The organism is Candidatus Nitrosotenuis aquarius (assembly GCF_002787055.1).
Taxonomy (GTDB): domain Archaea; phylum Thermoproteota; class Nitrososphaeria; order Nitrososphaerales; family Nitrosopumilaceae; genus Nitrosotenuis; species Nitrosotenuis aquarius.
Map to the genome: position 1 here is coordinate 324,637 of NZ_CP024808.1, position 23,314 is coordinate 347,950.

Genomic DNA, 23,314 nt, shown 5'->3' on the forward strand with positions numbered 1-23,314 from the left:
TTATGGCGCAAAAAGAAGAACAAAAACCAAAAAAAATTCTAACCGATTCTAATTTTCCGGTAGCTCGCGTATATCATGGAACAAAAAAGAGACCAAAGGAAGAGCCCGGCAAGTATCCGTTTACCCGTGGAATTCATGCGGAAATGTACCGGGAGAGATTCTGGACAATGCGTCAGTATTCTGGCTTTGGCGACGCCAAGCAGACCAATGAGCGCTTTAAATTCATGCTTGAAAAGGGGCAGACCGGACTTTCAATGGCATTTGATCTTCCAACACAAATTGGCCATGATGCCGACGCTCCGCAGGCAGAAGGCGAAGTAGGAAAGGTGGGAGTTTCAATATCGTCACTCAAAGACATGTTTACCGCATTTGATGGCATTCCACTTGGAAAGGTCAGCTCTTCTATGACGATTAATTCTACTGCATCTACGTTATTGGCATATTACATTGCAGTTGGCGAATCACAGGGATTTGCAAGCACAGAACTTCGTGGCACTACACAAAATGACATTCTCAAAGAATACATTGCAAGAAACACGTACATCTATCCACCACAACCGTCGATGAGACTAATTGGCGATATGATTGGATATTGCGCAAAACATGTGCCGCAATGGTATCCGGTTTCAATTTCAGGTTACCACATGAGAGAGGCTGGTTCTACTGCCACACAAGAAGTAGCATTTACGTTGGCAAATGCAATTGCATACATTCAGACCTGCCTTGATAGGGGACTCAAAATTGATGATTTTGCGCCAAGACTGTCGTTCTTTTTCTGTTGTACTATAGAATTCTTTGAAGAAATTGCCAAGTTCAGGGTCGCAAGAAAAATCTATGCAGAGATTCTCAAAGAAAAATTCCACGCAAAGGATCCAAAATCATTACAGCTAAAATTCCACACACAAACAAGCGGCGAGTCATTGACTGCACAACAACCAGACAATAACATTGTCCGTGTGGCAATACAGACAATGGCGGCAGTACTTGGAGGAACCCAATCCTTGCATACTAATTCTAGAGACGAGGCATTGGCATTACCCACTGCCGAGTCTGCAAAAATAGCACTACGAACACAACAGATTGTTGCTCATGAATCAGGCATTACCAAGACAGTAGACCCAATGGCCGGCTCATATTATCTGGAATATCTATGTGATGAAATAGAAGACGGAGTGCGCAAATACCTCAAGCAAATTGAGAAAATGGGTGGCGCGCTAAAAGCAATAGAAAAAGGATTCTTCCAATCCGAAATAAGACAAAATGCGTACAGGCTCAAAAAAGAAGTGGACTCTGGCGAGCGAGTCCTAGTTGGGGTAAACAAATTCTCTGATGAAAAAGAGTCAAAGCAGGAACTGCTTCGAATAGATGACACTGTGGAGAAAAAGCAAAGAGCGGCACTCAAAAAACTACGATCAGAGCGAGACGGAAAAAAAGTACAATACGCACTATCAAAGATGCAGTCGGCTGCAGAAAAGGAAGAAAATCTCATGCCGTTTATCTTGGATGCTGTAAAATCATATGCTACTACTGGCGAGATAAGCAACACATTCCGTCAAGTATTTGGCGAATACCGACCAAAGGAAGTGTTCTAGATGAAAATAGACCACATTGCAATTGCTGTAAATGATGTAATGGCTGCGGCAAAACAATACCAAGATGCGCTAGGTGTTGAGAAAATAATCTACGAAACAGTCGAATCCGAGGGAGTCAAGCTTGCCATAATAAAGCTGGAAAACGGCAGAATTGAGCTGATGCAGCCAACACGCGATGACAGCCCAATTAAAAAATTCCTAGAGAAAAAAGGTGAAGGTCTGCATCATATGGCACTAGCTACTGATGACATTGAATCTGAATACCAAAGAATGGAAGGATGCGGAATCCAGTTTTTGGGTAAAATACGACCTGGCTCTGAAGGCACAAAAATAACATTCATTCATCCAAAATCCCTAAGCGGAGTACTCACTGAACTCTGCTCTCATCCAAAGCACTAGGGCAGAAACTTTATTGGAATCTGGCTTGCATGACATATACATGCGTTTCCAGTGGAGAGTAATTATTTTTGGTGTCAAAACTGGCTAGATTTTGTGCCTGGAAAATGGGTTTTAGGCACGGATTATTAGAATTTTCTAACCATAATCGGAATTATTCCGAGAATAATGAGAATTATTCTCAAAATGATGGAGAATCATGAAAAAATCCGATATTGACGCCATTGTGGACAAAATAGACAAGGAGAACAGTATTTTCAAGAACAAGGCAGCCCTTGACGTTCTTCGGACCCCAAAACGCGTCATTGGAAGAAATAAAGAAGTGGAGAGCCTGATCCGGTTTTTTGTCTCATACAAGCAGGGTACAATTCCACCTTTTGTCTCAGTATATGGGAGGAGTGGTTCTGGCAAGTCCACGCTTGTGAGATTTGTATGTGAAAGTCTTGATGATATTGCACTTTGTTTTGTGAATCTGAGAAGCGCCAAGACACTCTTTGAGTGTGCCAACTTGATTCTCTCTGAGCTTGGAGCAGAAGCGCTGCCAAGTGCAAAGGGTCTTGGAGCAGTGGTCTTGGCAATCAAGGACGCAATTGCGTCATATTTGCAAGATGCAAAAAAACATGTCATCATTTTAGCGTTGGATGAATTTGACATGATTTTTTACGACAAGCGTAACAAGCCGTCTGATTTTATGTACAAGCTAGTGGTTCTATGCGAGCAGCTAAAAAAGGAAAAAAATTATCAATTATGCATTGTTGGAATATCAAACAATGTAGTGTCTGAATATGATCTAGATGAGCGAGTCCGCTCAAGAATTGGCAACTCGGAGGTGTATTTTCCAGCATATGGGTATGAAGAAATCCTGGAGATTCTTCGTATGTGTTCCAAGGAGGCCTTTAATGAAATGGATGATGTTATTTTGCAGCACTGCGCCAAACTTAGCTCACAAGACCATGGGGATGCCAGGCGCGCAATTGATCTTTTGCGAGTCGGAGCAGAAATTGCTGGCGCTAAAAACCAGGCATTATCCACAAAACACGTCGATCAGGCCTATGCCAAATTGCAAAATGACCGAATATCTGAGATAATGAGTCGCACAACCTCACAATTCAAGTATGTCTGTAGAGCAATTGTGTATCTGAGCTATATCATGGGATTGGAGATGGCTCATACCTCAAAAATCTATGATGAATACAAGCTTATTGCCCCAAAAGAATCGCAGCTGACGTATCGCAGAATATCTGAAATTCTAAATGACATTGAAAACACCGGCATAGTGACATCGCAGGTGCATTCTAGAGGACGCCATGGATACGGCAAGCAGTACAAACTCGAATTTTCTCCAAACTTTATCGGACCTGCAATTAATTCTGTATGGTGGGATAATCTGGTCAAAATGAAGAAACAAATGGAAGAATCAAAACAGTATGACAAGGAAAAAAAGTTGAGTCAAAGTATTTGATGGATTTATGAGAGGTAAGCAGTATCATCAAGCGAGCCCTGAAGTGAGAGAACATTTGAACAAATTTTACGATGCGTCGTTCTCAGAGTTTTTTGGTAAAGACAAATAATCTCAGATGCTTTGTTAGATGCGTTTTCTTTTCTTGTTTTTTGCCTTTTGTATTTTATAATCTAGGTTGACAATTTGTTTTAGGTATATCTTTAATTTTGCATCTAGTATTTTTCGTGCCTTTTGCTCCCTTGAAGCTATGCTTGTATATTGATTGGCAACTTCAAAAAACGAGTTTGCCTTGCCAATGTTGTGCTTTTTCCATTGGTGGATGAATTTTTGCCGTAAGGGCTTTGCTTGGAGTACTATGTTGCACCAGTCTTGACCTTCGGTGCATACTATTGTTTGCAATTGCTTTTTTTTGCTTGGATTCGTTTTTTTCTGAGATTTGAAGCTGAGCTCATGCTCTATATTGCGAAATTTGTTTAAAAATACCGGCAGTCGTATTTTGTGCCTTGCAATCTTAATGAAACAATTGAAATTGTCTTTCAATGAGGGCATTCGATGTTGCGTCATGATGAGAAATATTTGCATTTTTTAGCAATTTTGACAAAAATATGGAGCCGCCTAGATATGAGGCTCTGCAGGCATGGAAGACAAAAGGATTCCACCGCAAGATGATGAAGCGTCGTTTTGATAGATACATGCCACAGGAGAAACAAGGCAGAGGCCATATTTTCTGTGATCAAAAGAATGTTGGGAGGATATGTAATGTCAAGACATATCAAAACTCAGAACAGAGAGACAATGTGCAGAATTGCCAGAAATTACATAGTGATTTTTGGGTGGTTTCTAGAGCCACGATTTAATTAAAATAATTAAATGAGCATTGAATTTTCTTATCTTTCTACTACCTTCTAATTAAAAGAAAGTTCGTGTCTAGGCTATATTTTATGGAGGGAAAGTGTAAAATCTCAATTCCTAACTATATACACCTACAAACTATGTGTGATACAAATTTGAACCAGATCCAATGAATGGTGCTATCCTACTCCAACATCTTTAATGTGTCTGACGCTGTAATGATTCCGATGATTTTGCCTGTCTTTGCAACCAAAATGCATTTTGAGTATCGAATTAATGGTACTAGTGCCCTAGCTGGTGTTTGGTGGTCCACAATGGGCGGTCTTGCCTCCATGACGTCTGCTAGCCTGATTTTCTTCCATGATGATTCATCGCTGTCTGCCAGATGTTTTACCACGCCATCTTCACTAATTGCCCCAACTGGCTCACCGCCGCTGAAAATTGGAATTTGACTAATTGACATGCTTCTCATCTTGTGTATTGCATCATGAAGCGAGTCTGTTGGTTTTAGCTTGACAATATCTTTACTGCAAATATCGCCTGCTTTGTTTGGATCTGCCCTGCCTTCAAGAGTAGCCAGACTGTCAAAGATTCGCTTTGCAGTTTCATAACTGGGTTGGCTTCGACCGGATTCTATCTGGTTTATCATTGATGTGCTAACCCCAGTCATTTTTGCAAGTTCTTTTTGTGTTATGCCAATCTTTGTTCTTGCCTGCTTTATGCTGTCGATTCTTGGAAGCATAATTGTATGCTGAGTAATAATCCTATGAAGTTTACTGCATCAAATTCATATTCGTAATGGCAAAACAGAACTTGATGGGCCTTTTTGGAGGAATTGGAAAAAAATACCCAGACTGCAAAACCACTGAGAATTGGTTTTACAAGGGAAACTCTTTTGCATCGTCTGGCAACTATGAAGAGGCAATTCGATGCTTTGATGAGGCAATCAAACTTGACATTAAAAATTCTCAGGCCTGGAACAACAAGGGCTTTGCACTAGATGAATCTGGCAAAACAAAAAAGGCAATTCCATGTTATGATGTGGCACTAAAGATAAACCCAAAAAATGCCGATGCATGGTACAACAAGGGCACAGCAATTGGAAAAATAGGCAAGTTTGATGAATCCATCAAGTACTTTGATGAGGCAATCAAGCTAAACAAAAACAACTCATTGGCTTGGAATGGCAAGGGCTTTGCACTAGGAAAAACAAAAAACCTAGATGAAGCAATTTCATGTTTTGATGAAGCAATCAAGCTAAACCCTAACTATTTTGATGCTTGGTACAACAAAGGCTTTGCACTAAAGATTATGGGACGAACAGAAGAGTCTGACAAGTGTTTTGAGCGCGCAACCGCACTAAAGCAGAGATAATTGAAAAAGTGAGGATATCTGGTAGAACACGGTCGACAGATGATATCCTCACCTGATTTGGTTGGTCTTGGCTGGTCCTGACTCGGTATTTCCGAATGAACCTTGGATTACCTGTGCAGTTTAACAAATAAAGGCTTACGTAGGAATTATCAGTGAACAATTTAGATTTGTTGTTCAAAAAAAACACACTAGTTTTCAAACTCTTCTAAAATCATATCGAATCTACATTGAACATATTGATAGCAGAAGACAACAAGTTTACCGCAAGGCAATACAAAATATTGTTGGAAAAAATGGGGCACAAGGTAATAACAACTGAAGATGGAAGCGAATGCGTCAAAAAATACAAAGAGGCATTATCAAAATCCGAGTTTGACTCGCTTGATGAATCTCCATTTGATTTGGTGTTGTTGGATCATAACATGCCTAAAAAAACTGGCGCGCAGGCCGCAAAAGAAATACTGGCAAAAAACCCTGATCAGAAAATTCTTTTTGTCACTGCATATCAGAGATGGGCAGTAGAGGATGACACTGACGAACTATTTGACAAAATTGTACTGCTGGAAAAACCATTCACATTGGGGCAATTATCCCGTAAAATAGAGTCGTTTAGCGTCTAGATTTTTTCTTGGTCTTTTTAGGAGATTTTGCAGAATTTTGTATTTTTGCCTGAGCTGCTGCTACTATGGCAATTGGAATTCTATGTGGTGATGCACTAACGTAGGATACACCGGCATTGTGGAAGAACTTGATAGAGTTAGGGTCTCCTCCATGCTCTCCGCATACGCCTATTTCGATTCCCGGCTTGACGGATTTTCCATTTGCAATTGCTATTTTGACTAGGCTTCCAACTCCGTTTACATCGACTGTCTGGAATGGGTTGCGCTCTAGGACCTCTTTTTCTAGATATTCTGGAAGGAATTTGCCCTCGACGTCCTCTCTTGAGAAGCTAAATACTGCTTGGGTTAGATCATTTGTACCAAAGCTGAAAAATTCGGCGGTATTTGCTAATTCATGCGATGTGAGGCATCCTCGGACTACCTCCAGCATTGTTCCAAAGTTTATCTTTAGTTTTAGTCCGTGTTTTGTTTCTACTTCTGATTTTACCTTGTCATAAATTGATTTGATGTGGTTTAGCTCCGCTACGCTTCCAACCTGGGGGATCATTATTTGTGGATAGGCGTTTACTTTTTGTTTTGCCAGCTCAGCGGCCGCTTCAAAGACTGCTCGAATTTGCATTTCATAGATTTCTGGATATGTAATACCAACACGTACTCCGCGGTGGCCCATCATTGGGTTTATCTCTGCAAGTTCTTTTGCTCGAGCCAGAATTATCTTGGCTTCTTCTAGGTCTGGCGATCCGGTCTGCTTTTCCAGCTTGTGGATTTTATTGATTAGTTCTTCTGGGTTTGGCAGGAATTCGTGCAGTGGCGGGTCTAGCAGTCGTATTGTAACTTTGTAGCCTTCCATTGCTTTTAGAATCTGGATAAAGTCGCTTTTTTGTAACTCTTGAAGTTTGATTAGGTGTTCTTTTCGCTCTTGGACAGATTTTGCCATGATTAGCTTGACAAACAATCCTAGTCTGTCTGCCGCATTGAACATTCGCTCTGTTCTGCACAGTCCTATTCCCTCGGCACCATATTTTCTTGCTAATTGTGCTCCTTCAGGCGTGTCGGCATTTGCTCTGATTCCAATTGTTTTTGTTTTTTGTGCCCACTCTAGTATGGTTTTGAAATCTTCGGTTATTTTTGGTTCTATTGTTGGGACCTCTCCTGTATAGACGTCACCCTGTGAGCCATCGATTGTTATTGCATCGCCTTCATGTATTGTGATGTTTCCAACAATTGCCTGCTTTGCCTCTGGAGAGATTTTCATGTCTGCACATCCTACGATGCATGGCTTGCCCATTCCTCGAGCTACTACTGCGGCATGAGATGTCTTGCCTCCGCGACTAGTCAAAATTCCAACTGATGCAAAAAATGCCGGAACATCTTCTGGTTTTGTTTCTTCTCGCACTAGGATTACTTTGGCACCGTTTTCGCCCATTGCGACTGCTCGCTTTACATCAAATACTGCTATGCCACTTGCCGCACCAGGCGATGCTGCAATTCCTCGAACTACTTTTTGGAATTGCTTTGCTTTTTCAACATCAATTGTTTTGTGGAGCAGTTGCTCTAGCTGGTCTGCATTGAGTCTCATTAACGCTCTGTCTTTATTGATGAGTTTTTCTTTTACCATGTCTACTGATGTTTTGATCATGGCCTGAGCATTCATTTTTGCAGAACGTGTCTGGAGTAGGTAGAATTTACCCTGCTCGACTGTGAATTCTATGTCTTGTGGTTCTTTGTAGTGTTTTTCTAGTCTTTTGCAGGTCTTTAGCAATAATTCATAACTTCTTGGCATTTCTGTTCTCATCTCATCTATTGGCTTTGGAGTCCTAACACCTGCTACGACGTCTTCGCCCTGCGCATTGACTAGGTAATCCCCAAAGATGTGGTTTGTTCCATCTCCCGGATTTCTGGTAAATACTACGCCAGTTGCGGAGTCATTGCCCATGTTGCCAAACGCCATTGCCACCACATTTACGGCAGTGCCGTCTGCAATGTCTTTTGTAATGTGGTTTTTCTCTCTGTATACAATGGCACGCTCTCCCATCCAACTGTTAAAGACTGCCATTACTGCTAGTTGTAATTGCTCATCTGGGTTTGATGGGAATGGTTTGCCTGTGTGATCTTGGCAAATCTGCTTGTATTGTGATACTATGCTTCTAAGCGACTGCTCGTTTAGGTCACTGTCTATTGTGACTCCTTGTTTTTTCTTGGCTTCATCTAGGATGTGGTCGAATTTTTTGTCATTGACGCCAAAGACTACTTTGCCAAAAAGTTGCACAAATCTACGATAAGAATCCCATGCAAATCTTGGGTTGTTTGTCTTCTGAGATAATGCTTCAACTGTGATGTCGTTTAGTCCCAAGTTCAGAATTGTATCCATCATGCCAGGCATCGATAATGCGGCACCGGAGCGCACTGATACCAGTAATGGGTTCTCAGAAGAATTCCATTTCTTTTTTGTAATTTTTTCTAGCTTGGCAATGTTCTTTTTTACCTGAATCCATAATTCCTTTGGAACTGTCTTGTTGTTTTGATAGTATAACTTGCAAACATCGGTTGTTATGGTAAATCCCTGTGGCACTGGCAGCTTGAGCTGTGTCATCTCGCAGAGCCCTGCGCCTTTTCCGCCTAGGAGTTTTTTGTTTTTGCCGTCTCCCTCATCAAAGAAATAAACCATTTTCATTATTTTATCACGGATTTTTCTATCAATTTGAAGGTGTTTTAAGCATTGCCTTGGCAAATTCCTCTACGATCGCACTCCAGTTTTTTGCCTTGACAATACCGCTTGCCACAAGTATGCCTGAGGAGCCAAGCTCGATTGCCTTTCTTACATCTTGACCTGACACAATCCCCGCACCGCAAAGCAGCTTGGTAGAGTTTTTTGCATTTTTTACTGCCTGGACTGACTTGGTTATCAGCTCTGGTTGCTCTGTTGATACTGCCTTGCCTGATCCAATCAGTTCTGGTGGCTCTATTGCAATATAGTCTGGATTTAGCTTGGCGTATCTTGTGGCCTCTTTTGTATCTTGAACACAAACTACGGAGACTAGTCCTAAATTCCGAAATCGATCAACTAATTCCTCAATGTCTTTTGGCGGAATTCTGTGCTCCGAGTGGTTTATCAGAGATCCTGCTATCTTGGATTTTTTTAAAAGCTCGGGTATGACAAATCCTGTGGTGCTGCCCACTTTGGCATTGTCTGTATGTTGGGCAAGGATTGGGCCTGAATATTTTACTCCTAACAGATGATGTGGCGGGGCGATTGCTATTTTGATCTTGTACTTTTTTGCTATTTTATCAGCAACCAATGCGAGTTTGGCCGATTTTACACCAGCGATTTCGTCATAATTTTTGTAATTGATGATAAACAAGATCTTTGTGTTGTTGGCTAGCTGAGCTATTTATTGTTTATAGGACTATAATTCTACTGGAATGGCACTCTTCCAGATGAATGTGCACAAGGTAAAGATGTTGTCTGTCATCTCATCCGAGTTTGTAAACAATGCGCATTCTGCATCGGTATTTTCGTGCAGATTACCCTTTATTGCTGAATCCGACATTAGCAGCTTGCCGCTTAGTGGACAACTCTTTGAGACCGAAATTCTTCCCTTTGATGGCAACTTTCCAATTCGAACCTCACTTGCGCCAAATCGCTTTATGAATAGCCTCATCTTGTCTGGGATTTCATCTACAATTAGCCTTACTGAGCCGCCGTTACGCTCTGTTTGCTTTATTCTCTCTGGAATTGTTGTGTGATATAGCTTGGAGACGTCCTCTAGGGTGGTGATCAAATAGAAAACATCGGTGTTGTTCTCCAACATTCGTTCTATTTGCGATGTAATGTTCTCAATTCCCTGTATGATTCTAAATGTCGGTGTGGTTGATTTTGTGTCTGAGCTGCTAATGTCTTTGATTTTGTCAATTAGTTTTTTGCCGTCCTTTCTAATTCGGTTGATCTCTTCTTCCTTTTTCTTGAGTGTTATTGATAATAATTCGTCTGGCTCTGATGCAATGCAAAGCTTTGGTGATGAAAATGATATTGATACTATACCATTGCTTGAGAGCTTGTCTATTGTTCGATATGTTTTGGCTCTATCTACACTGATTTCTTTGGCAAGTGCACTTGCAGTGATAGGCCCTGTTCGCAATAAGTTAAGATAGATTTTGATTTCAAGCTCGTCCAAATCCAAAATTGCTGATAATTCTCCTGCCAACTCCTCAACATATGGATTGTGAGTCTTTGACATTTCTGGATCTGACTTGCTCAGCGATAGATCCTCCATGGGATCTGTCTGGTTATTACGTATTAACGACGTTCTCTGTTTTTTTCGAACGGACAATTTTTCTTCCCCCACGGCTGTAACTGTGCATTTGAGTGTCATTTTCTCTTATCTATAAAATGACTTGCGTATAATTTATCAGTGAGATGATGTTTTTTTGCACAACATCTGATCGTATGCTACTATTATTGTACAGATTTGAGGAATTTACAGTACGTTAAACGCAATTACTGCAATTATTATCATAATTATGATGTGTTTTATGCCTGAAACATACGAGCCGGTACCGATTTTGCCTGCGGCCAGGCCTCCAAAGACCGACTCTATTACCGCCATGTTAAACAATATGGCGTCTAGCTCTTTGATTTCCACCCCTGCCAGAGCTGAGAAGACATTGCTTGATTTTGGTATGTCTGTTGTGACTAGTAATTGCTTTACCGAGTCTATTTGCGTGAAAAATTGTGATGACAAGATCACAGATATTGCAATAAAGACCGCATATGCAATGTATATTGTGTATGTGTATGGTTGAAGCGCTGATTTTCTTTCTTTTTCTAGATTTCTAAGCTCAGTTACGTGTTTTTGGATTGTTTCTAGGTTTTCAGAGATGTTTCCGCCATTTTTGTATGCTATTTCTAGTAATACAATAACACGTTTTGCCATGCGAGTTCCTGCCCTTTTTGCAAAATTATCAAAGGCCTCGCTAATTGGCATGCCCCAGCTGATGTTTGCCTTCATGTTTTTGAGCAAGGGATTCAGGTTACCCATGTTTCTTTCCGGAACCATTTGTATTGCCTGGATGAGGTTTGAGCCGCTTTGAATAGAGCTTACCAAGGACAGCAAAAACAATGGCAAATGCCTGTCGATACTTTCTCTTCGCTGAACCTCCTTTAGTTGTAGTAATGTCAGTGGGATGACTCCTGCAAGTATTCCGAAAATAATTCCTACGTCTCTGGTTATTAGCTGAATTGAACCTGAAAGGTAAAAACTACTGGATATTACAAAGGTGCTTGCAACTGCTGAAATTATTGAAATTCTGAATTTTTCCGACTTTGTAATGGGCAGCTTTGGCATCTCTGGTGTTTTTTGGAGTGTTTTTGTGCTCATTTTCTACCTCTTTGGAACCATCGAATGCATCATTAGCAGTAAAACCACGCCGAACAACGGCACCATCACATAAGTTAACATGTTCATTAGTGTGATGAGATCAAAGCCTCCCAAATCTGGACTCATAATTGCCATAATGGATAGCATGATGACTGCCATCAGAGGAAAGACAATTAGCAAAATTGTATACATTTCCGACATTATGCCAAGAGATTCCGTTGAGCGCTTTACGCTAATCTTTTTTTCTTCTAGGTGTACTTTTGCTGTGGCCAAAAAATACTCTCTTAGGTTTCCACCGGCCTTGAATGTGATGATTGCGCCTTCGAGCAATTCGGAGTATGGTCCCTTGGGTGTGCGCCTGATCAAGTCATTAATTGCAGTTACTACATCCATTCCTAAAATATCGATATTTCTTGTAACAAATCTCGCATCCTTGACGATTTCTTCATTGGATTTTTCCTGTGAAATTGACTTGAATACTCCTTCTAGCGACAAACCACTTGCGCACAATGTGGCCATATATCCAATATAGTGTGGGATCTCTTCTCGAAGCTTGTCTGATCTAGTCTTGGCATTCAGCAATGGTAATGCTTGCATTCCCATAAACGTCATCAGTCCCAATCCGACAGAGCCTACTCCTGTAAGAAGTGCCGCAATCATTGGCTCGAAATTAAAGATCAGCGATATTGCAATAGATGTGATCAGTCCGACAATCATTGCGATAAATCCGGTCATCACCATGCTTGCGACAAACACCTCGAACGGAACGGGCATCATTGCCTGCTTGATGCTAACTCGGAGCCTGGGTAGCCTTGGATACAAAAATCCAATGTGGTGATTTAGTATCTTGTAGCTGAACACCTGGAATGAAGATGGCTGATGCTGGGGCTCTGTATCTGACTTTAGCAGACCCATCAATTTTCTATCACCATTCTTTTTTTCTCGTAAAATCTATCTGAATTTGAATAAAATTCTAAAATGTTCTCCATTACTGCCTTGTGACTTCGAATATTATTCTGTGAAAGCCATTCTAATGCTGTTTTTCGTTTTTTGAACTCATAAGCAATTTGATCATCTGTGACGCCAGTCTTTTCCTTGATTTTTTCCAAAACAAGACTGTTTCCAAAATATTCGTGTACGTCATCATTTGGATTCCATCTGAAAATATCATGCGTCTTTATCTCACCAGTCTTGTCGTCCAGCCCTTGTATCTCGGATATTTTGATAATCCTTCTAATTGATTTGTCGTTGATTCGTAGTTTTAGTTGTAAGGTGATCAGATCTAGCGTGTTTGCAATCAATGCTTTTGGTACATCCATTGGTGATGATACTAATCTGGTCAGTGTTGCCTCTATCGAATCTGCGTGAATGGATGAGAATCCTCCATGGCCAGTTGCCATTGCCTGAAAAAGTGTGTATGCCTCTCTGCCCCTTGTTTCACCGACTATGAGGATGTCAGGCCTCTGTCTTAGAGCTGCTCTAAGCAAGTCAAATTGCGTGATTTCACCTATCTGCCCATCGGTAAAGTTTTGCCTAGATACTGCCGGAATCCAGTTTTCGTGTAGCAAGTTAAGCTCATGCGTGTCTTCAATGCTGACTATTTTTTGCCCTGGACGAATAAACGAGGATAACGAGTTCAAAAGTGTAGTCTTGCCACTTGCGGTGCCTCCAGCAACTAGCATCGTGGAATTGTTTTCTACCACATACCACAGATAGGCCGCTTCATGAATTGAAATGGTCTTGAATCTAATCAAATCTACTATGGTAATTGGGTCTGCGCGAAAGCGTCTAATGGTAAACGTACTTCCTCGTTTGGTAATCTCGCTTCCAAGAGTCAGGTTGATTCTAGAGCCGTCGGGAAGCGATGCGTCAACTATGGGGTTTGCCAAAGACGCATGTTTGCCTCCAATATATGACATTTTTTGGACAAAATTATTCAACTCATCATCATTTTCGTACACGATGTTTGTAGGGACTGACTCGAATTCTCTGTGCCAAATGTATAGTGGGACGTTTACTCCGTCACAGCTAATCTCTTCAATTAGATGATCACGCATGAGCGGCTCGATTTTTCCAAGATAAACAAAATCTCTAATTGCATAATATGTTATCTTTGATAGGCTACGTGTTGGTATCTCCATGTTGTATTTTTTAATTAGCTCCAAAATTTTGGATTTTAGCTCACGCGCAGCGTCTTTTTTTGTTTTGATAGAATTTAATGAAATGTCCAACTCGGAAATTAGCAGTTTTTTTATGACCTTAAAGTTGATTTCATCTGTTTTGCTTAATTGTGGCTCTATTATGACATAGCGCAAACCGTTTTTTGATGTTGGGTCTTTGATTAGGCCTGCATAAATTTCCGCATCGTCAAACTCTATTTTGTTTAGTGTCTTGAATTTTGGAACCAGATCCTGTATCTCTGATGAGTCAAGATTCACATTTGTGCTAAGTGAGGCGTCCTGTCTTGCTACTGGCTTTTCTTTTTTTATTGTGAATTTAGAAAAATCAAACGGCGAAGTCTTTTTTATCCTGATAAAAGGCGTGCCTCTTTGAGCCTTAGCTAGGTCCATTGTGAGGTATAGTCGGCAAATTACACATAAGAGATTGTGAGTGCAAATGAACAGCACCCCCTTTACATTTTTGAAAACGACTTGAATTCTAGTATTGTTCCAGATAGGAAAGAATGTTCTCAAAGGCAAGACCGATCCCAAGTCCCAAAAATTAGAGTCAGTCAAGGAGCAGAAAAAGGCCAGAGTTTCAGCCTCGGAAGCGGCAGAACTTGCTCGTTGGCAGGAACAAAACGAGGAAAAAATAACAATTTTCATCAAAAAAGCAAAGGATAGCTATAACGGACTGCTTGTTCCTGAGGTCAACTACAAGGAAGCCTCATTCAGCTATAGAATATTTCGTGAGCTTGATGACAAATTCGATATAGAGTTTCTGGATAATTTGGCAAATCTTGGCATGTTTGAAAAACTAGTCAACAACAAATTCTTGGTTTGTCCTGAACACCAATCTTCGTTTCTCATAAGCGTTCGGGTTGGTTGCCCAAAATGTAATTCAATTAATGTTGAAAAACTACATTTGCTAGAGCATAAGGCATGCGGCTTTATCTCTGAGAAAAAACATTATGAACCACAGCCTGATGGGCAGCTAAAATGCCCCTCTTGTAAAAAACTAATAAAAAACCAAGAAAAAGAACTGCGATTACCCGCTGCGTGGTATCTGTGTAATGATTGCAATGACAAGTTCGATGAGGCAAAGATCAGCCTTCATTGCAACGAATTCAATCATGATTTTACTGCAAGTCAGGCATCGTCAGTTGCATTGTATAATTATGTTTTAACTGACTATGAGGCCAAGTCGAATTTAGACCAATCCAAGCTAAAATCCGAAATCTCCAAAATTTTATCAAAGCGTGGTTATGCTGTAAATGAAAACTATACTACAAAGGGAAAAAGCGGACTTGATCATAGCGTGGATATTGTTGGGTCTGATAAATCCGACCCAGCGGTGTTTATCTTTGTTAAAAATTCGTCTGAGAACAATTCCGAAGTAGATTCACGGCTAATTCAAATCCTTGACACTGCTCCAAAAATAGCGATTCTTGTTGGTTTTAGCTCCATTTCTGAAAAAACAGTATCAATTGCATCAAAGTACAATCTTTCTATTGTGTCATCACAAAACATTGACGAGATTGCAGCCGAGATTGATACAATTCTTGCATCAAAGGCCAAAAAGGCAGAGGCAAGAGAGAATTGATTGGAAAAACTCGCCCTAGACGCGCCGTAAGCCAAATTCTAGGCACACTTTTCATGCTTGCAATTACTGTTCCAATAGGCACAGTGATTGTGAGCAAGGGCCTAAACGAAGTGGGTGACATCAACAACAGGCTTGCAAGTGGAGTCACGTTTCAAAACGAACGAGGACAAGAAGACATTGTCTTTGAGCATGTTAGATTCAATCCTACTGGAAATCAGGTCACAATTTCAATAAGAAATGTTGGTACAACTGATTCTGTTATATCAAAAATAACAATGGTCAAAACCGACACTCAAGATTTAATATTTAATAATAACATTGCATTAAGTGTTCAACCAAAAATTGGAGTCGATGTGTTGACTGTCGGTAATTTGCAATTTACCGGCAGATGGGATGATCCTAACTATCGTGATGATGAATACAAAATTGGTTTGACTACTGAGCTGGGCAATTTTTTTGAATTTACTGCGAGGCCGTACAACACATGATGAAATCAAGGCGTGCAATATCTGAGATTTTTGCAACCTTGATGTTGCTTGGAATAACTGCAATTGGCTCTGTAATGCTTGCAAGTCTAGTGCAGGGCTCTGGTATTAGCTCACAGGACAGCAATACTCAAAGAAACAACGTTGCGTCGTATGCAATACGACTAATCGGATATGATACGCGAGACTCTAATGATCTTTTAGGGATAACGACACTTGATAACAAATTTGATCAACGAATATGCACTATAGCATGTAATATCACGCCCAATAATACACCGCAAAACTCTGGAACAGAATTTGTTGTGTTGCAGATACAAAACACTAGTCCAGATCTGGTCTACTTGGAAGGAGTTCAAATCAATAATGTGTTGCATACTTGGGATACAAGTACTGGTGGAAGATCTCTGGATGCGAGCGCAAACGACTTTACAGGAAAGTACCCACAAAACGGTAAATTCAGTATTCTTTCTGCCTCTGGCTTGGTCCAGAAAAATGACAATACTCTATCCGAAGACGAACAAGTCCGAGTGGTAGTCAAACTAAGCAAAGATTTGAGCACGGATGTCTCCCTTACGAAACCAATACTGATTCAGATTGATTTTGGTGGAGCGAGAACCTCAGACCACGTAATACTCAGCGGAGAGATACGATGAGGCGAGGAATATCTACCGTTATTGGCTCTGTATTCTTTTTGGTATTGATGACGGCTGGATTGTCAGTATCATATCTTGTAATTGAAACCCAGTCTGATATGATACAGGCCCAGCAAACAATAGCAGATTCTGAAATCAAAAAGATACAGGAAAAATACTTTTTATCCGTATCCTCAGATAGCACTGACTCTAATCGATTGGCAGTATACGTCAAAAATCAAGGAACAAATCCACTTCACATTGAAAGTCTGTGGATTGTAAACAAAACGCAACCAACCCAGCCTGCGCAGAAATTTGATGTAGACTATACTGACTCTGTCTTGGCCCCAGGATATGGTACGGACATTTTACAAAACAACCCAATGTACATGAGTCCTGGAATTTATGACATCAAGACAATATCGACGATTGGTACAATTAAAACGACCGAGGTAAACGTTGGTGGAGCAAATCACATCAAGGCAAAGCTGATCATGAATCCGCCTGATGTTAGATTGGGTGAGAATGCAACCGCAATACTATTTGTGACAAATACTGGGCCTACAAAACTGTTGAATGTCACCGCAGGACCGATCATTATATCGCCGTCATCCGCAGTATTGGCATCATCCCCAATTGTTCAGATGAAGTCTGATCTGGCCCCTGCAGAATCTGCCGTCTTGTCATGGAAATACAGGTTGCTCAGCCCTGCTGGAACCAATGTCACATTTTCTACATATGCTACAGGAATTGATGAACCAACCAAGGTAACAATGCAAAGCTCTACTGAAAAAGGCATGGTCTTTATGCGTGATAATTCAGAGCCTGGCTCTATAGTGTCATCTGATCTTTTTGCAAGACCTGAAATGTACGTGATAATGCCAAACACGTTTGGTGACACCAATGACAAAGGATTATGGGGAGTAAATGTCATCAATCCGACAAGTCAGCCGATCTATGTCTCAAAGCTGGTAATTAGTGCACAAACATCTCCTGCAAATAGTAATGATGAAATCTTTAACAGTGGCTGCAGTGCGCAGACGATTTATCCATCTGTGAATAATTGGTCTTGTCCTACCTCAAATCAACTGATGTGGAAAAATACTGTGACGCCTCAACTGATAGGACCGAAATCTGTCGGTACATTTCTAGTCAAAGTTGATCCTGGTAACATTGGTGGTAGCGGAATAGAACCTGAAACCATTATTGTGCAAACAAATGTGTTTACCACTCTTGGTCAATTTGGCAAGGCAGCGTATGGAACATCAATTAGAACATCGTCATCAATCCCAAATGTCTATCTATCCAAAGTTGTTGATTCTACCGCAAATACAAACATTTTTGCAAATATGACAAACGTTCCACCTGGCTCGATTCAGACATTTAATGTAGTTCTTGCTGATTTAGAAGCCGCAACCGGAAATCGAATCAGTGCTGGTTCACGCCTAATCATAAACATGCCCAGTGGTTGGACCACTCCTGTTGTTACCGGGAATACTGGGTTTACAATTCAGCCCACCCAAACATTTCCAGATGGTTCTTCACAAATTGTAGGCATACTAAACGCTGATCTGACCGGTGCTGGTGGGACAGGTAAAACTATAACATTTACTTCAATTGCTCCACCAATATCTGATACTAGGATGTATGTGATGTATGTTCTAGCAGACGGATATGTCAATGGAAACATTGTCATGGGTCCACTTGCGGAGGTAGTCTTGCGTGTATCTGCGACTTAGAATGTCCTTGGGGCATGGATCTGGAAGATTATTTCGCTATGACAAGAAGCGTGGTCTAATCGCTGTCCGAATCTAAAATATCAATTGAGGTATCTGACATTGTTAAAGACTAAGATATTTGCTTTGTCGCTGATTCTTGCAGGATTGATAGCATTGCTGACATCGCTGAGCTATACAAATTCTGAGATCAGCCCTGTGACCAACATACCTAGAATAGAAGTGCCTGAGATACACACATCCGAAATCAAACTACCTATAGTTGGCAGTGCCAAGCTAACAAACATCGATAATTCTCAAATTGTTAATTCTACCAATACTTGTCTTGGTGTTGAATTGTGTACCACTGACACAATAATCAAAATAATAGATGGTGATACAATCTACACTACACACCACAAAGTCCGACTAGCGCTTGTAGATGCGCCTGAAAAATATGATTCTGGGTTTTCAGATGCTAAATCATTTACAAACAATCTGTGTCCGGTAGGCTCAACTATATTCATAGACCAAGATGATAGACAAAAAACGGATCAGTATGGAAGAATGGTTGCCAAAGTGACCTGTTCTAACATAAATCTCAATGAAGCTCTGCTAGAAAACAAACATGCCACAATTACCAAGTTGTTCTGCAAGAAAAGTGAATTTGCATTAGAGTCTTGGGCTATGAGATTTGGTTGCTAGTGTAGGTCAGAATCAGGCCTTTTTTGCCCATTTCTTTGGCTTTTTCTTGAAAATTCGTCTGCATCCGTTGCAGCAAAAAAAGTATTTTTTCCCATCATGCTCGTATGATACTGCTAGGGATTCATCCATTTCAATTCCACATACAGGATCTACTGGCACAAAGTATCGCTAATTATTTTCTATTTATACATTAAGAGATCTGCAACATTATTGATTTTAGCTCGTCGATTGTTTTTGCAAGCATTATTCCAGAGCGAAACTTGGCGCCCTGTCGCAGACCTTTGGTAAATCGCATTGCCTGCTGTCTGATGTTTGCAAATTTGATTTTGTATTGTGCTGCATAATCCAAATACTTGCAAAACATTTCCGTTCTGTTTTTTTGTGAGTATTTCTTGTATGTTCCTGTCTTGAGATAATCGTTTATCTGCTCAAACAAAAATGGATTTCCCATCGCACCTCGGCCTATCATGATATAATCACAGCCTGTCTCATCAATCATTTTTTTGGCAAGTTCTGGAGTTGTAATGTCGCCGTTTCCGACAACTGGGATGTCTACTGCTTGTTTTAGTTCTTTGATTAAAGACCAATCCGATTCGCCCGAATATCCTTGTTTTACTGTTCTAGCATGTAACGTTATCATCTGTACTCCTGCGCGCTCTGCAATACCTGCAATGTCCTTGAATACTAGATTGTCATCAACCCCTGCGCGCATTTTCAGCGTGACTGGCTTGTCGGTTGATTTGACTAGTGTTTCTAGAATTTTTCGAGTTAGGCTGAGGTTTTGCAACAATGCTCCACCTGCCATTTGTTGAGTGATGTGCGGTGCTGGGCATCCCATGTTATAATCAATGATGTCAAAATATGGTCCAACTATTTTGGCTGCTTTTTCCAGTGATTCCAAGTCGGAGCCAAACAGTTGTACTGCGAGAGGCCTCTCTTTGTAGGAATACTCGATAAACTCGGAAATGTCTTGGTTTTGCGCCTGGAGCTGTTTTCCTTTAGCAATTATTGCATGAATGCTTGTGAGCTCAGTCACCACTAGTCCTGCGCCCATTTCTTTGCAAATCAATCGTAAGGCAGGATCGCTTACTCCAGCCATGGGTGCCAAAAAGGCACGACTAGAAAATTGGGGCAGCATGATTTTTGCCGTTTTAGTTATTATATAAAATCAAGCAAACTATTCCGTTCGACTCAAACACACCAACAAAAATACTCTCACATTTTGCAAAAATTGTGATGAATCGCAGAGGTCTGACATTTTGGTATAATACAGCACTTGTTACTTTTGGTGTTGTAGCATTAGGAATCACTTGGTCTGTTATGAGCTCGGGATTTTCATCCAGTGATGTGATGAAAGAAGTGGTAGAAGAGGCCGTGCAAGATTCTGCAAATAATCTGCAGGTAATAGGAAAGATCACGGGCTCTGCAGATGTGTCTGATGCTAAAATCAAGGTTACCTCTACTCCAATTACAGCTACTACGACAGGCCTAGTAGACATGAGGCCTCAGAACATCAAGGTAACATACAAGATAATCAAGCTTGGAAGCCACGAGATCAGCTATGAAGATATCTATTCTGGAATGTTGGATGGTACTGCCTCCTCGCTTGGCGATGCACTCATCAAGGCAAAAGAACAAGGGCTAATCTCGGCAAATCCAAACATGGATGAAAAACCAGACACCACTAGCGCATTTTTGTATTGGGTCATACAACAAAATGACGATGTTTTTCTGGAAAGCAACGAAATTGCAAATCTGGTAGTTGTGTATTCTGATAAAGACAGACCAATATCTAGTGAATTCATCAAGCTTCAAGTGGAGGAAAGTGAAGGAATGCTGCTTGACATACAGCGAACAATTCCGACAATCTCTGGCAGTGTCGTAGATCTTGGCGGCAAAATAAAGAATTAGTTGGTGAATTTCTTTATCAAATCAGTAAATTCTGATTCTGACAAAGGAGGAATTTTCATTATCTGCAGGTTTTGGTCAACATGACTCTGGGTTTTTTGTCCTACTAGTGGCGCCAATACTCCTGGAGTTGAGCGAATGAATTGGAGACATCGAAGCGATGGCTGTGCAATATTTGCAAACTCTGGTATTGTTCCTGGAGCAAGCAGTCTTCCCTGCATCAGAGGAACACTGGTAAAGACTCCTATACCAAGTGATGTTGCGGCATTTAGGAGAGATACGTCTGTGCCAGAGATCTGCTGTGACTTTAGCATAAAGGCTTGGTCATAATACAAATTGTATGGCAACTGGATGAACCTAAAGCCGTGATTTTCTCCTCCAACCTTTTTTGCCAATTCGACGGTATCGTACAATGACAAGTATTGTGGACTGTCTTTTGAGACCCTGTAACACTCCCATGTTGCCATGCCATAGTATCGAATTTTTCCATCTGTTCTCATTTTTTCATAAAATGCAAAGACATCCTGTAGATTTTGCAAAAACTGCTGGCGAGGAATGTCTGGCTGGCCTTCAACTGCATTGTGTAGATACATTAGATCAATACATTCCAAGCCCAGGTTCTTTAGACTTCGATTTAGCTGGTCATGCAAGTACGGTATTGTCATGCAGTGATATCCAGATGAAATGTCGTTTGCCTTGATTGTGCCTGGCTTTGCATACTCGCGCTGTATGTATGCCCAGAATTCTTCTTTGATGTCTGCGTCATTTGTGACATAGCCGTTTTTTGTGCTCACAAAAATCTGGTCTCGGTCTATTTTGCCTTGTGAAATCAGGGATGCGATTGCCTTTCCTACGGAACGTTCTGCCTTTTGTGCCCTATAATTAATGGCAGTGTCAATTACATTGATTCCAGACAAGACTGATTTTTTGATTGCTTCTTCCACAAGTGCATCTGTTTGTGAATCTGGATTGCCAAGGTATGTCCCAATTCCCACATTTGATAGGGTGAGGTTTTGTATTGTTTTGTAGTTTTGCGGAATTGCGCCAGGCCTAGTTGAGAATTTTTTTGTTCCTTCTGGCGTGGCAGAGCCTGCAATCATGTTTGAATTTCCAATTTGTTTGATTTAACTGTTGGTTACTATGGCAATTATTATGCTAATTACAAACAATGCTCCGGTAATTCTAGAGAACAAAATCGTTGCCTTCATCGTAAGAACAAATTCCTCTAAACTGTCAATTGATTTTTTGATTTTTTTGCTAGATTGTATTGTCAATGGGATGGTAGTAAACACCATTGCGCTGTATATTGGCAACAGATCAAAGATGATTCCAAATGTGATTAGGCCATATGCTACACACGGGAAAACCAAATACAGATTCGCTGCACGCGATTTGCCAAGTACGATAACTAACGTCTTTCTTCCTTTTTGTTTGTCTGCATCATGATCTGGAAATGATGTGATAAACAAGACAAACGAAGATAATGCCCCTGCAACAATTCCTGCCAAAATGTTTGCAGGTAAGATTTGCTCTGTTTGGATAAACATCGTGCCAAGTACAATCATGGTTCCTTTAATGCCAACAAAGATTTCGCCAAGGCCTGAATCCACTATTTTTGTCGAGTAAAAATAGATGGACACAATTGCAAATCCAAGAATTGCAGCAATAATCCAGCCATGAACAATGACGAAATACGCGCCTGCAAATGAGCCCAAAACAAGGCAAATTATGCCTGCATAATACACCGTGGAAGGCTTTAGCAAGCCTTCTGGAAGCACCCCAGTTCCTCCGGAGAACTTGGTTCGCTTTGTTATTGCATCGATTCCTCGCTTGTAATCTGAATAATCGTTTAGAAGATCAACGCTTGCATGCAACAACACAACGCCCCCCATTGTGATTGCGGCCGATATTGCATCTATCGATTTTGTCTGCCAATATGATAACGCAAGACCAAGTGATACTGCAATTACCGATGCTAAAAGAAACTTTATTCTAATTACGCGGAACCAAACTGAAATGCTCATACAAGAGATTCGTCGCTTACGCTTAATGGTTTTCGCCCCATAAAGCCAACGTCTTTCTCATGCCAAAATTTTATCTCAGTTTCACCTTCTTTCCAGCACAGCCAAACATCCTCATCAAATCTTTTTGATGGAAAGTCAAGCAGCCCCTCTTCTATGCTTTTTAGTATCACTCCAGAGTTTTCAAGCTCTTCTACTGCAACATAGAATTTTGTGACTGCCGAGTTTAGCTGTTTTTTTAGTGTGGCATAGTCTCCTAGATTAAATGACATGCCCATTTGCGAGTTTAGTTGAGCTTCTATTTTTTGCACTTCGGCTCGCTGTCTTTGTAGCGCTTTGAATTTTTGAATTACATTGGGCAATGCTGCATTTGCTTCTTGAATCGTAAAATAGGTGGGCAACATTTCCA

24 protein-coding genes are annotated in these 23,314 nt (G+C 40.8%); 11 read left to right on the forward strand and 13 right to left on the reverse strand.

Going from position 1 to position 23,314, the window contains the following annotated elements:
• Positions 1–2: 2 nt before the first annotated feature.
• The 3 genes from NAQ_RS01910 (at position 3) to NAQ_RS01920 (ending at position 3,450) form a co-directional block, all read left to right on the forward strand.
• Positions 3–1,592: an acyl-CoA mutase large subunit family protein gene (locus tag NAQ_RS01910; RefSeq protein ID WP_100181992.1), complete on the forward strand. Its 1,590-nt coding sequence runs from the start codon at positions 3–5 to the stop codon at positions 1,590–1,592.
• On the forward strand, positions 1,593–1,991 hold the full coding sequence (gene mce, locus NAQ_RS01915; protein WP_100181993.1) for a methylmalonyl-CoA epimerase: 399 nt from the start codon (positions 1,593–1,595) through the stop codon (positions 1,989–1,991).
• 196 nt (positions 1,992–2,187) lie between these two features.
• The gene (locus NAQ_RS01920; RefSeq protein ID WP_100181994.1) at positions 2,188–3,450 is read left to right on the forward strand and encodes a Cdc6/Cdc18 family protein; all 1,263 of its coding nucleotides are present in this window, start codon (positions 2,188–2,190) and stop codon (positions 3,448–3,450) included.
• A gap of 123 nt (positions 3,451–3,573) precedes the next feature.
• On the opposite strand, the gene NAQ_RS01925 is transcribed toward NAQ_RS01920, so the two are convergent.
• Complete coding sequence (locus tag NAQ_RS01925; RefSeq protein ID WP_162858572.1) at positions 3,574–3,849, reverse strand: hypothetical protein; 276 nt, start codon at positions 3,847–3,849, stop codon at positions 3,574–3,576.
• A gap of 637 nt (positions 3,850–4,486) precedes the next feature.
• Positions 4,487–5,044 (reverse strand): CBS domain-containing protein, encoded by a 558-nt coding sequence (locus tag NAQ_RS01935; protein WP_100181997.1) that lies wholly within the window; start codon positions 5,042–5,044, stop codon positions 4,487–4,489.
• A 74-nt stretch (positions 5,045–5,118) separates the two neighbouring features.
• On the opposite strand from NAQ_RS01935, the gene NAQ_RS01940 reads away from it, so the two are divergent.
• Together NAQ_RS01940 and NAQ_RS01945 are read left to right on the forward strand one after the other, a co-directional pair.
• Positions 5,119–5,676, forward strand: a complete 558-nt coding sequence (locus NAQ_RS01940) for a tetratricopeptide repeat protein (RefSeq protein ID WP_162858573.1) — start codon at positions 5,119–5,121, stop codon at positions 5,674–5,676.
• A 236-nt stretch (positions 5,677–5,912) separates the two neighbouring features.
• Positions 5,913–6,296, forward strand: a complete 384-nt coding sequence (locus NAQ_RS01945; RefSeq protein ID WP_162858574.1) for a response regulator — start codon at positions 5,913–5,915, stop codon at positions 6,294–6,296.
• Here NAQ_RS01945 and ppdK read toward each other — a convergent pair.
• From ppdK to NAQ_RS01975, 6 genes are all read right to left on the reverse strand, one after another.
• On the reverse strand, positions 6,286–8,970 hold the full coding sequence (ppdK, locus tag NAQ_RS01950; protein ID WP_100182000.1) for a pyruvate, phosphate dikinase: 2,685 nt from the start codon (positions 8,968–8,970) through the stop codon (positions 6,286–6,288). The two genes, NAQ_RS01945 and ppdK, sit on opposite strands and share 11 nt — an antisense overlap.
• 22 nt (positions 8,971–8,992) lie before the next feature.
• Positions 8,993–9,658 (reverse strand): triose-phosphate isomerase, encoded by a 666-nt coding sequence (gene tpiA / locus NAQ_RS01955; RefSeq protein ID WP_100182001.1) that lies wholly within the window; start codon positions 9,656–9,658, stop codon positions 8,993–8,995.
• Positions 9,659–9,703: 45 nt separating this feature from the next.
• On the reverse strand, positions 9,704–10,570 hold the full coding sequence (locus NAQ_RS01960; protein WP_245871666.1) for a TrmB family transcriptional regulator: 867 nt from the start codon (positions 10,568–10,570) through the stop codon (positions 9,704–9,706).
• Positions 10,571–10,774: 204 nt separating this feature from the next.
• Complete coding sequence (locus tag NAQ_RS01965) at positions 10,775–11,674, reverse strand: type II secretion system F family protein (protein WP_100182002.1); 900 nt, start codon at positions 11,672–11,674, stop codon at positions 10,775–10,777.
• Positions 11,675–11,677: 3 nt separating this feature from the next.
• The gene (locus tag NAQ_RS01970) at positions 11,678–12,589 is read right to left on the reverse strand and encodes a type II secretion system F family protein (protein ID WP_100183393.1); all 912 of its coding nucleotides are present in this window, start codon (positions 12,587–12,589) and stop codon (positions 11,678–11,680) included.
• A complete protein-coding gene (locus tag NAQ_RS01975; protein WP_100182003.1) occupies positions 12,589–14,244 on the reverse strand; it encodes a type II/IV secretion system ATPase subunit in 1,656 nt (551 codons plus the stop codon). The genes NAQ_RS01970 and NAQ_RS01975 overlap by 1 nt, the downstream gene beginning before the upstream one ends.
• Positions 14,245–14,338: 94 nt before the next feature.
• On the opposite strand from NAQ_RS01975, the gene NAQ_RS01980 reads away from it, so the two are divergent.
• The 5 genes from NAQ_RS01980 (at position 14,339) to NAQ_RS02000 (ending at position 18,976) form a co-directional block, all read left to right on the forward strand.
• On the forward strand, positions 14,339–15,436 hold the full coding sequence (locus NAQ_RS01980; RefSeq protein WP_100182004.1) for a TackOD1 domain-containing metal-binding protein: 1,098 nt from the start codon (positions 14,339–14,341) through the stop codon (positions 15,434–15,436).
• The gene (locus NAQ_RS01985) at positions 15,433–15,924 is read left to right on the forward strand and encodes a hypothetical protein (RefSeq protein ID WP_100182005.1); all 492 of its coding nucleotides are present in this window, start codon (positions 15,433–15,435) and stop codon (positions 15,922–15,924) included. The genes NAQ_RS01980 and NAQ_RS01985 overlap by 4 nt, the downstream gene beginning before the upstream one ends.
• Complete coding sequence (locus tag NAQ_RS01990) at positions 15,921–16,577, forward strand: archaellin/type IV pilin N-terminal domain-containing protein (protein ID WP_119571098.1); 657 nt, start codon at positions 15,921–15,923, stop codon at positions 16,575–16,577. The genes NAQ_RS01985 and NAQ_RS01990 overlap by 4 nt, the downstream gene beginning before the upstream one ends.
• Entirely contained in the window at positions 16,574–18,295 is a 1,722-nt protein-coding gene (locus NAQ_RS01995) for a hypothetical protein (protein ID WP_100182007.1), read from the forward strand. The genes NAQ_RS01990 and NAQ_RS01995 overlap by 4 nt, the downstream gene beginning before the upstream one ends.
• Before the next feature lie 99 nt (positions 18,296–18,394).
• Positions 18,395–18,976 (forward strand): thermonuclease family protein, encoded by a 582-nt coding sequence (locus NAQ_RS02000; RefSeq protein WP_162858575.1) that lies wholly within the window; start codon positions 18,395–18,397, stop codon positions 18,974–18,976.
• A 12-nt stretch (positions 18,977–18,988) separates the two neighbouring features.
• Here NAQ_RS02000 and NAQ_RS02005 read toward each other — a convergent pair whose 3' ends face one another.
• Complete coding sequence (locus NAQ_RS02005; protein ID WP_100182009.1) at positions 18,989–19,135, reverse strand: YHS domain-containing protein; 147 nt, start codon at positions 19,133–19,135, stop codon at positions 18,989–18,991.
• Between the two features lie 31 nt (positions 19,136–19,166).
• Positions 19,167–20,114, reverse strand: a complete 948-nt coding sequence (dusB, locus tag NAQ_RS02010; RefSeq protein WP_100182010.1) for a tRNA dihydrouridine synthase DusB — start codon at positions 20,112–20,114, stop codon at positions 19,167–19,169.
• Positions 20,115–20,212: 98 nt separating this feature from the next.
• Here dusB and NAQ_RS02015 point away from each other — a divergent pair, with 98 nt between their 5' ends.
• Positions 20,213–20,887: a hypothetical protein gene (locus NAQ_RS02015; RefSeq protein WP_100182011.1), complete on the forward strand. Its 675-nt coding sequence runs from the start codon at positions 20,213–20,215 to the stop codon at positions 20,885–20,887.
• Here the strand turns inward: NAQ_RS02015 and NAQ_RS02020 are convergent.
• The 3 genes from NAQ_RS02020 to NAQ_RS02030 are packed head-to-tail and all read right to left on the reverse strand — an operon-like array spanning position 20,884 to position 23,306.
• Positions 20,884–21,984 (reverse strand): aldo/keto reductase, encoded by a 1,101-nt coding sequence (locus NAQ_RS02020; protein WP_100182012.1) that lies wholly within the window; start codon positions 21,982–21,984, stop codon positions 20,884–20,886. The genes NAQ_RS02015 and NAQ_RS02020 overlap by 4 nt on opposite strands.
• Positions 21,985–22,008: 24 nt before the next feature.
• Positions 22,009–22,908: a prenyltransferase gene (locus NAQ_RS02025; RefSeq protein WP_100182013.1), complete on the reverse strand. Its 900-nt coding sequence runs from the start codon at positions 22,906–22,908 to the stop codon at positions 22,009–22,011.
• Positions 22,905–23,306, reverse strand: coding sequence for a DUF2203 domain-containing protein (locus NAQ_RS02030; RefSeq protein ID WP_100183394.1), 402 nt, complete (start codon positions 23,304–23,306; stop codon positions 22,905–22,907). Before NAQ_RS02030 ends, NAQ_RS02025 begins: the two co-directional genes overlap by 4 nt.
• Between the last annotated feature and the right edge of the window lie 8 nt (positions 23,307–23,314).

What these genes read in the sequence shown, in the direction of transcription:
- NAQ_RS02025 (WP_100182013.1), bottom strand. Translation starts at nt 22,908, where the DNA reads ATGAGCATTTCAGTTTGGTTCCGCGTAATTAGAATAAAGTTTCTTTTA.
- NAQ_RS02015 (WP_100182011.1), top strand. Translation starts at nt 20,213, where the DNA reads ATGAATCGCAGAGGTCTGACATTTTGGTATAATACAGCACTTGTTACT.
- NAQ_RS01970 (WP_100183393.1), bottom strand. Translation starts at nt 12,589, where the DNA reads ATGGGTCTGCTAAAGTCAGATACAGAGCCCCAGCATCAGCCATCTTCA.
- NAQ_RS01935 (WP_100181997.1), bottom strand. Translation starts at nt 5,044, where the DNA reads ATGCTTCCAAGAATCGACAGCATAAAGCAGGCAAGAACAAAGATTGGC.
- ppdK (WP_100182000.1), bottom strand. Translation starts at nt 8,970, where the DNA reads ATGAAAATGGTTTATTTCTTTGATGAGGGAGACGGCAAAAACAAAAAA.
- NAQ_RS01960 (WP_245871666.1), bottom strand. Translation starts at nt 10,570, where the DNA reads ATGGAGGATCTATCGCTGAGCAAGTCAGATCCAGAAATGTCAAAGACT.
- dusB (WP_100182010.1), bottom strand. Translation starts at nt 20,114, where the DNA reads ATGCTGCCCCAATTTTCTAGTCGTGCCTTTTTGGCACCCATGGCTGGA.
- NAQ_RS01995 (WP_100182007.1), top strand. Translation starts at nt 16,574, where the DNA reads ATGAGGCGAGGAATATCTACCGTTATTGGCTCTGTATTCTTTTTGGTA.
- NAQ_RS02020 (WP_100182012.1), bottom strand. Translation starts at nt 21,984, where the DNA reads ATGATTGCAGGCTCTGCCACGCCAGAAGGAACAAAAAAATTCTCAACT.
- NAQ_RS01910 (WP_100181992.1), top strand. Translation starts at nt 3, where the DNA reads ATGGCGCAAAAAGAAGAACAAAAACCAAAAAAAATTCTAACCGATTCT.
- NAQ_RS01920 (WP_100181994.1), top strand. Translation starts at nt 2,188, where the DNA reads ATGAAAAAATCCGATATTGACGCCATTGTGGACAAAATAGACAAGGAG.
- mce (WP_100181993.1), top strand. Translation starts at nt 1,593, where the DNA reads ATGAAAATAGACCACATTGCAATTGCTGTAAATGATGTAATGGCTGCG.
- NAQ_RS01940 (WP_162858573.1), top strand. Translation starts at nt 5,119, where the DNA reads ATGGGCCTTTTTGGAGGAATTGGAAAAAAATACCCAGACTGCAAAACC.
- NAQ_RS01965 (WP_100182002.1), bottom strand. Translation starts at nt 11,674, where the DNA reads ATGAGCACAAAAACACTCCAAAAAACACCAGAGATGCCAAAGCTGCCC.
- NAQ_RS01990 (WP_119571098.1), top strand. Translation starts at nt 15,921, where the DNA reads ATGATGAAATCAAGGCGTGCAATATCTGAGATTTTTGCAACCTTGATG.
- NAQ_RS01975 (WP_100182003.1), bottom strand. Translation starts at nt 14,244, where the DNA reads ATGGACCTAGCTAAGGCTCAAAGAGGCACGCCTTTTATCAGGATAAAA.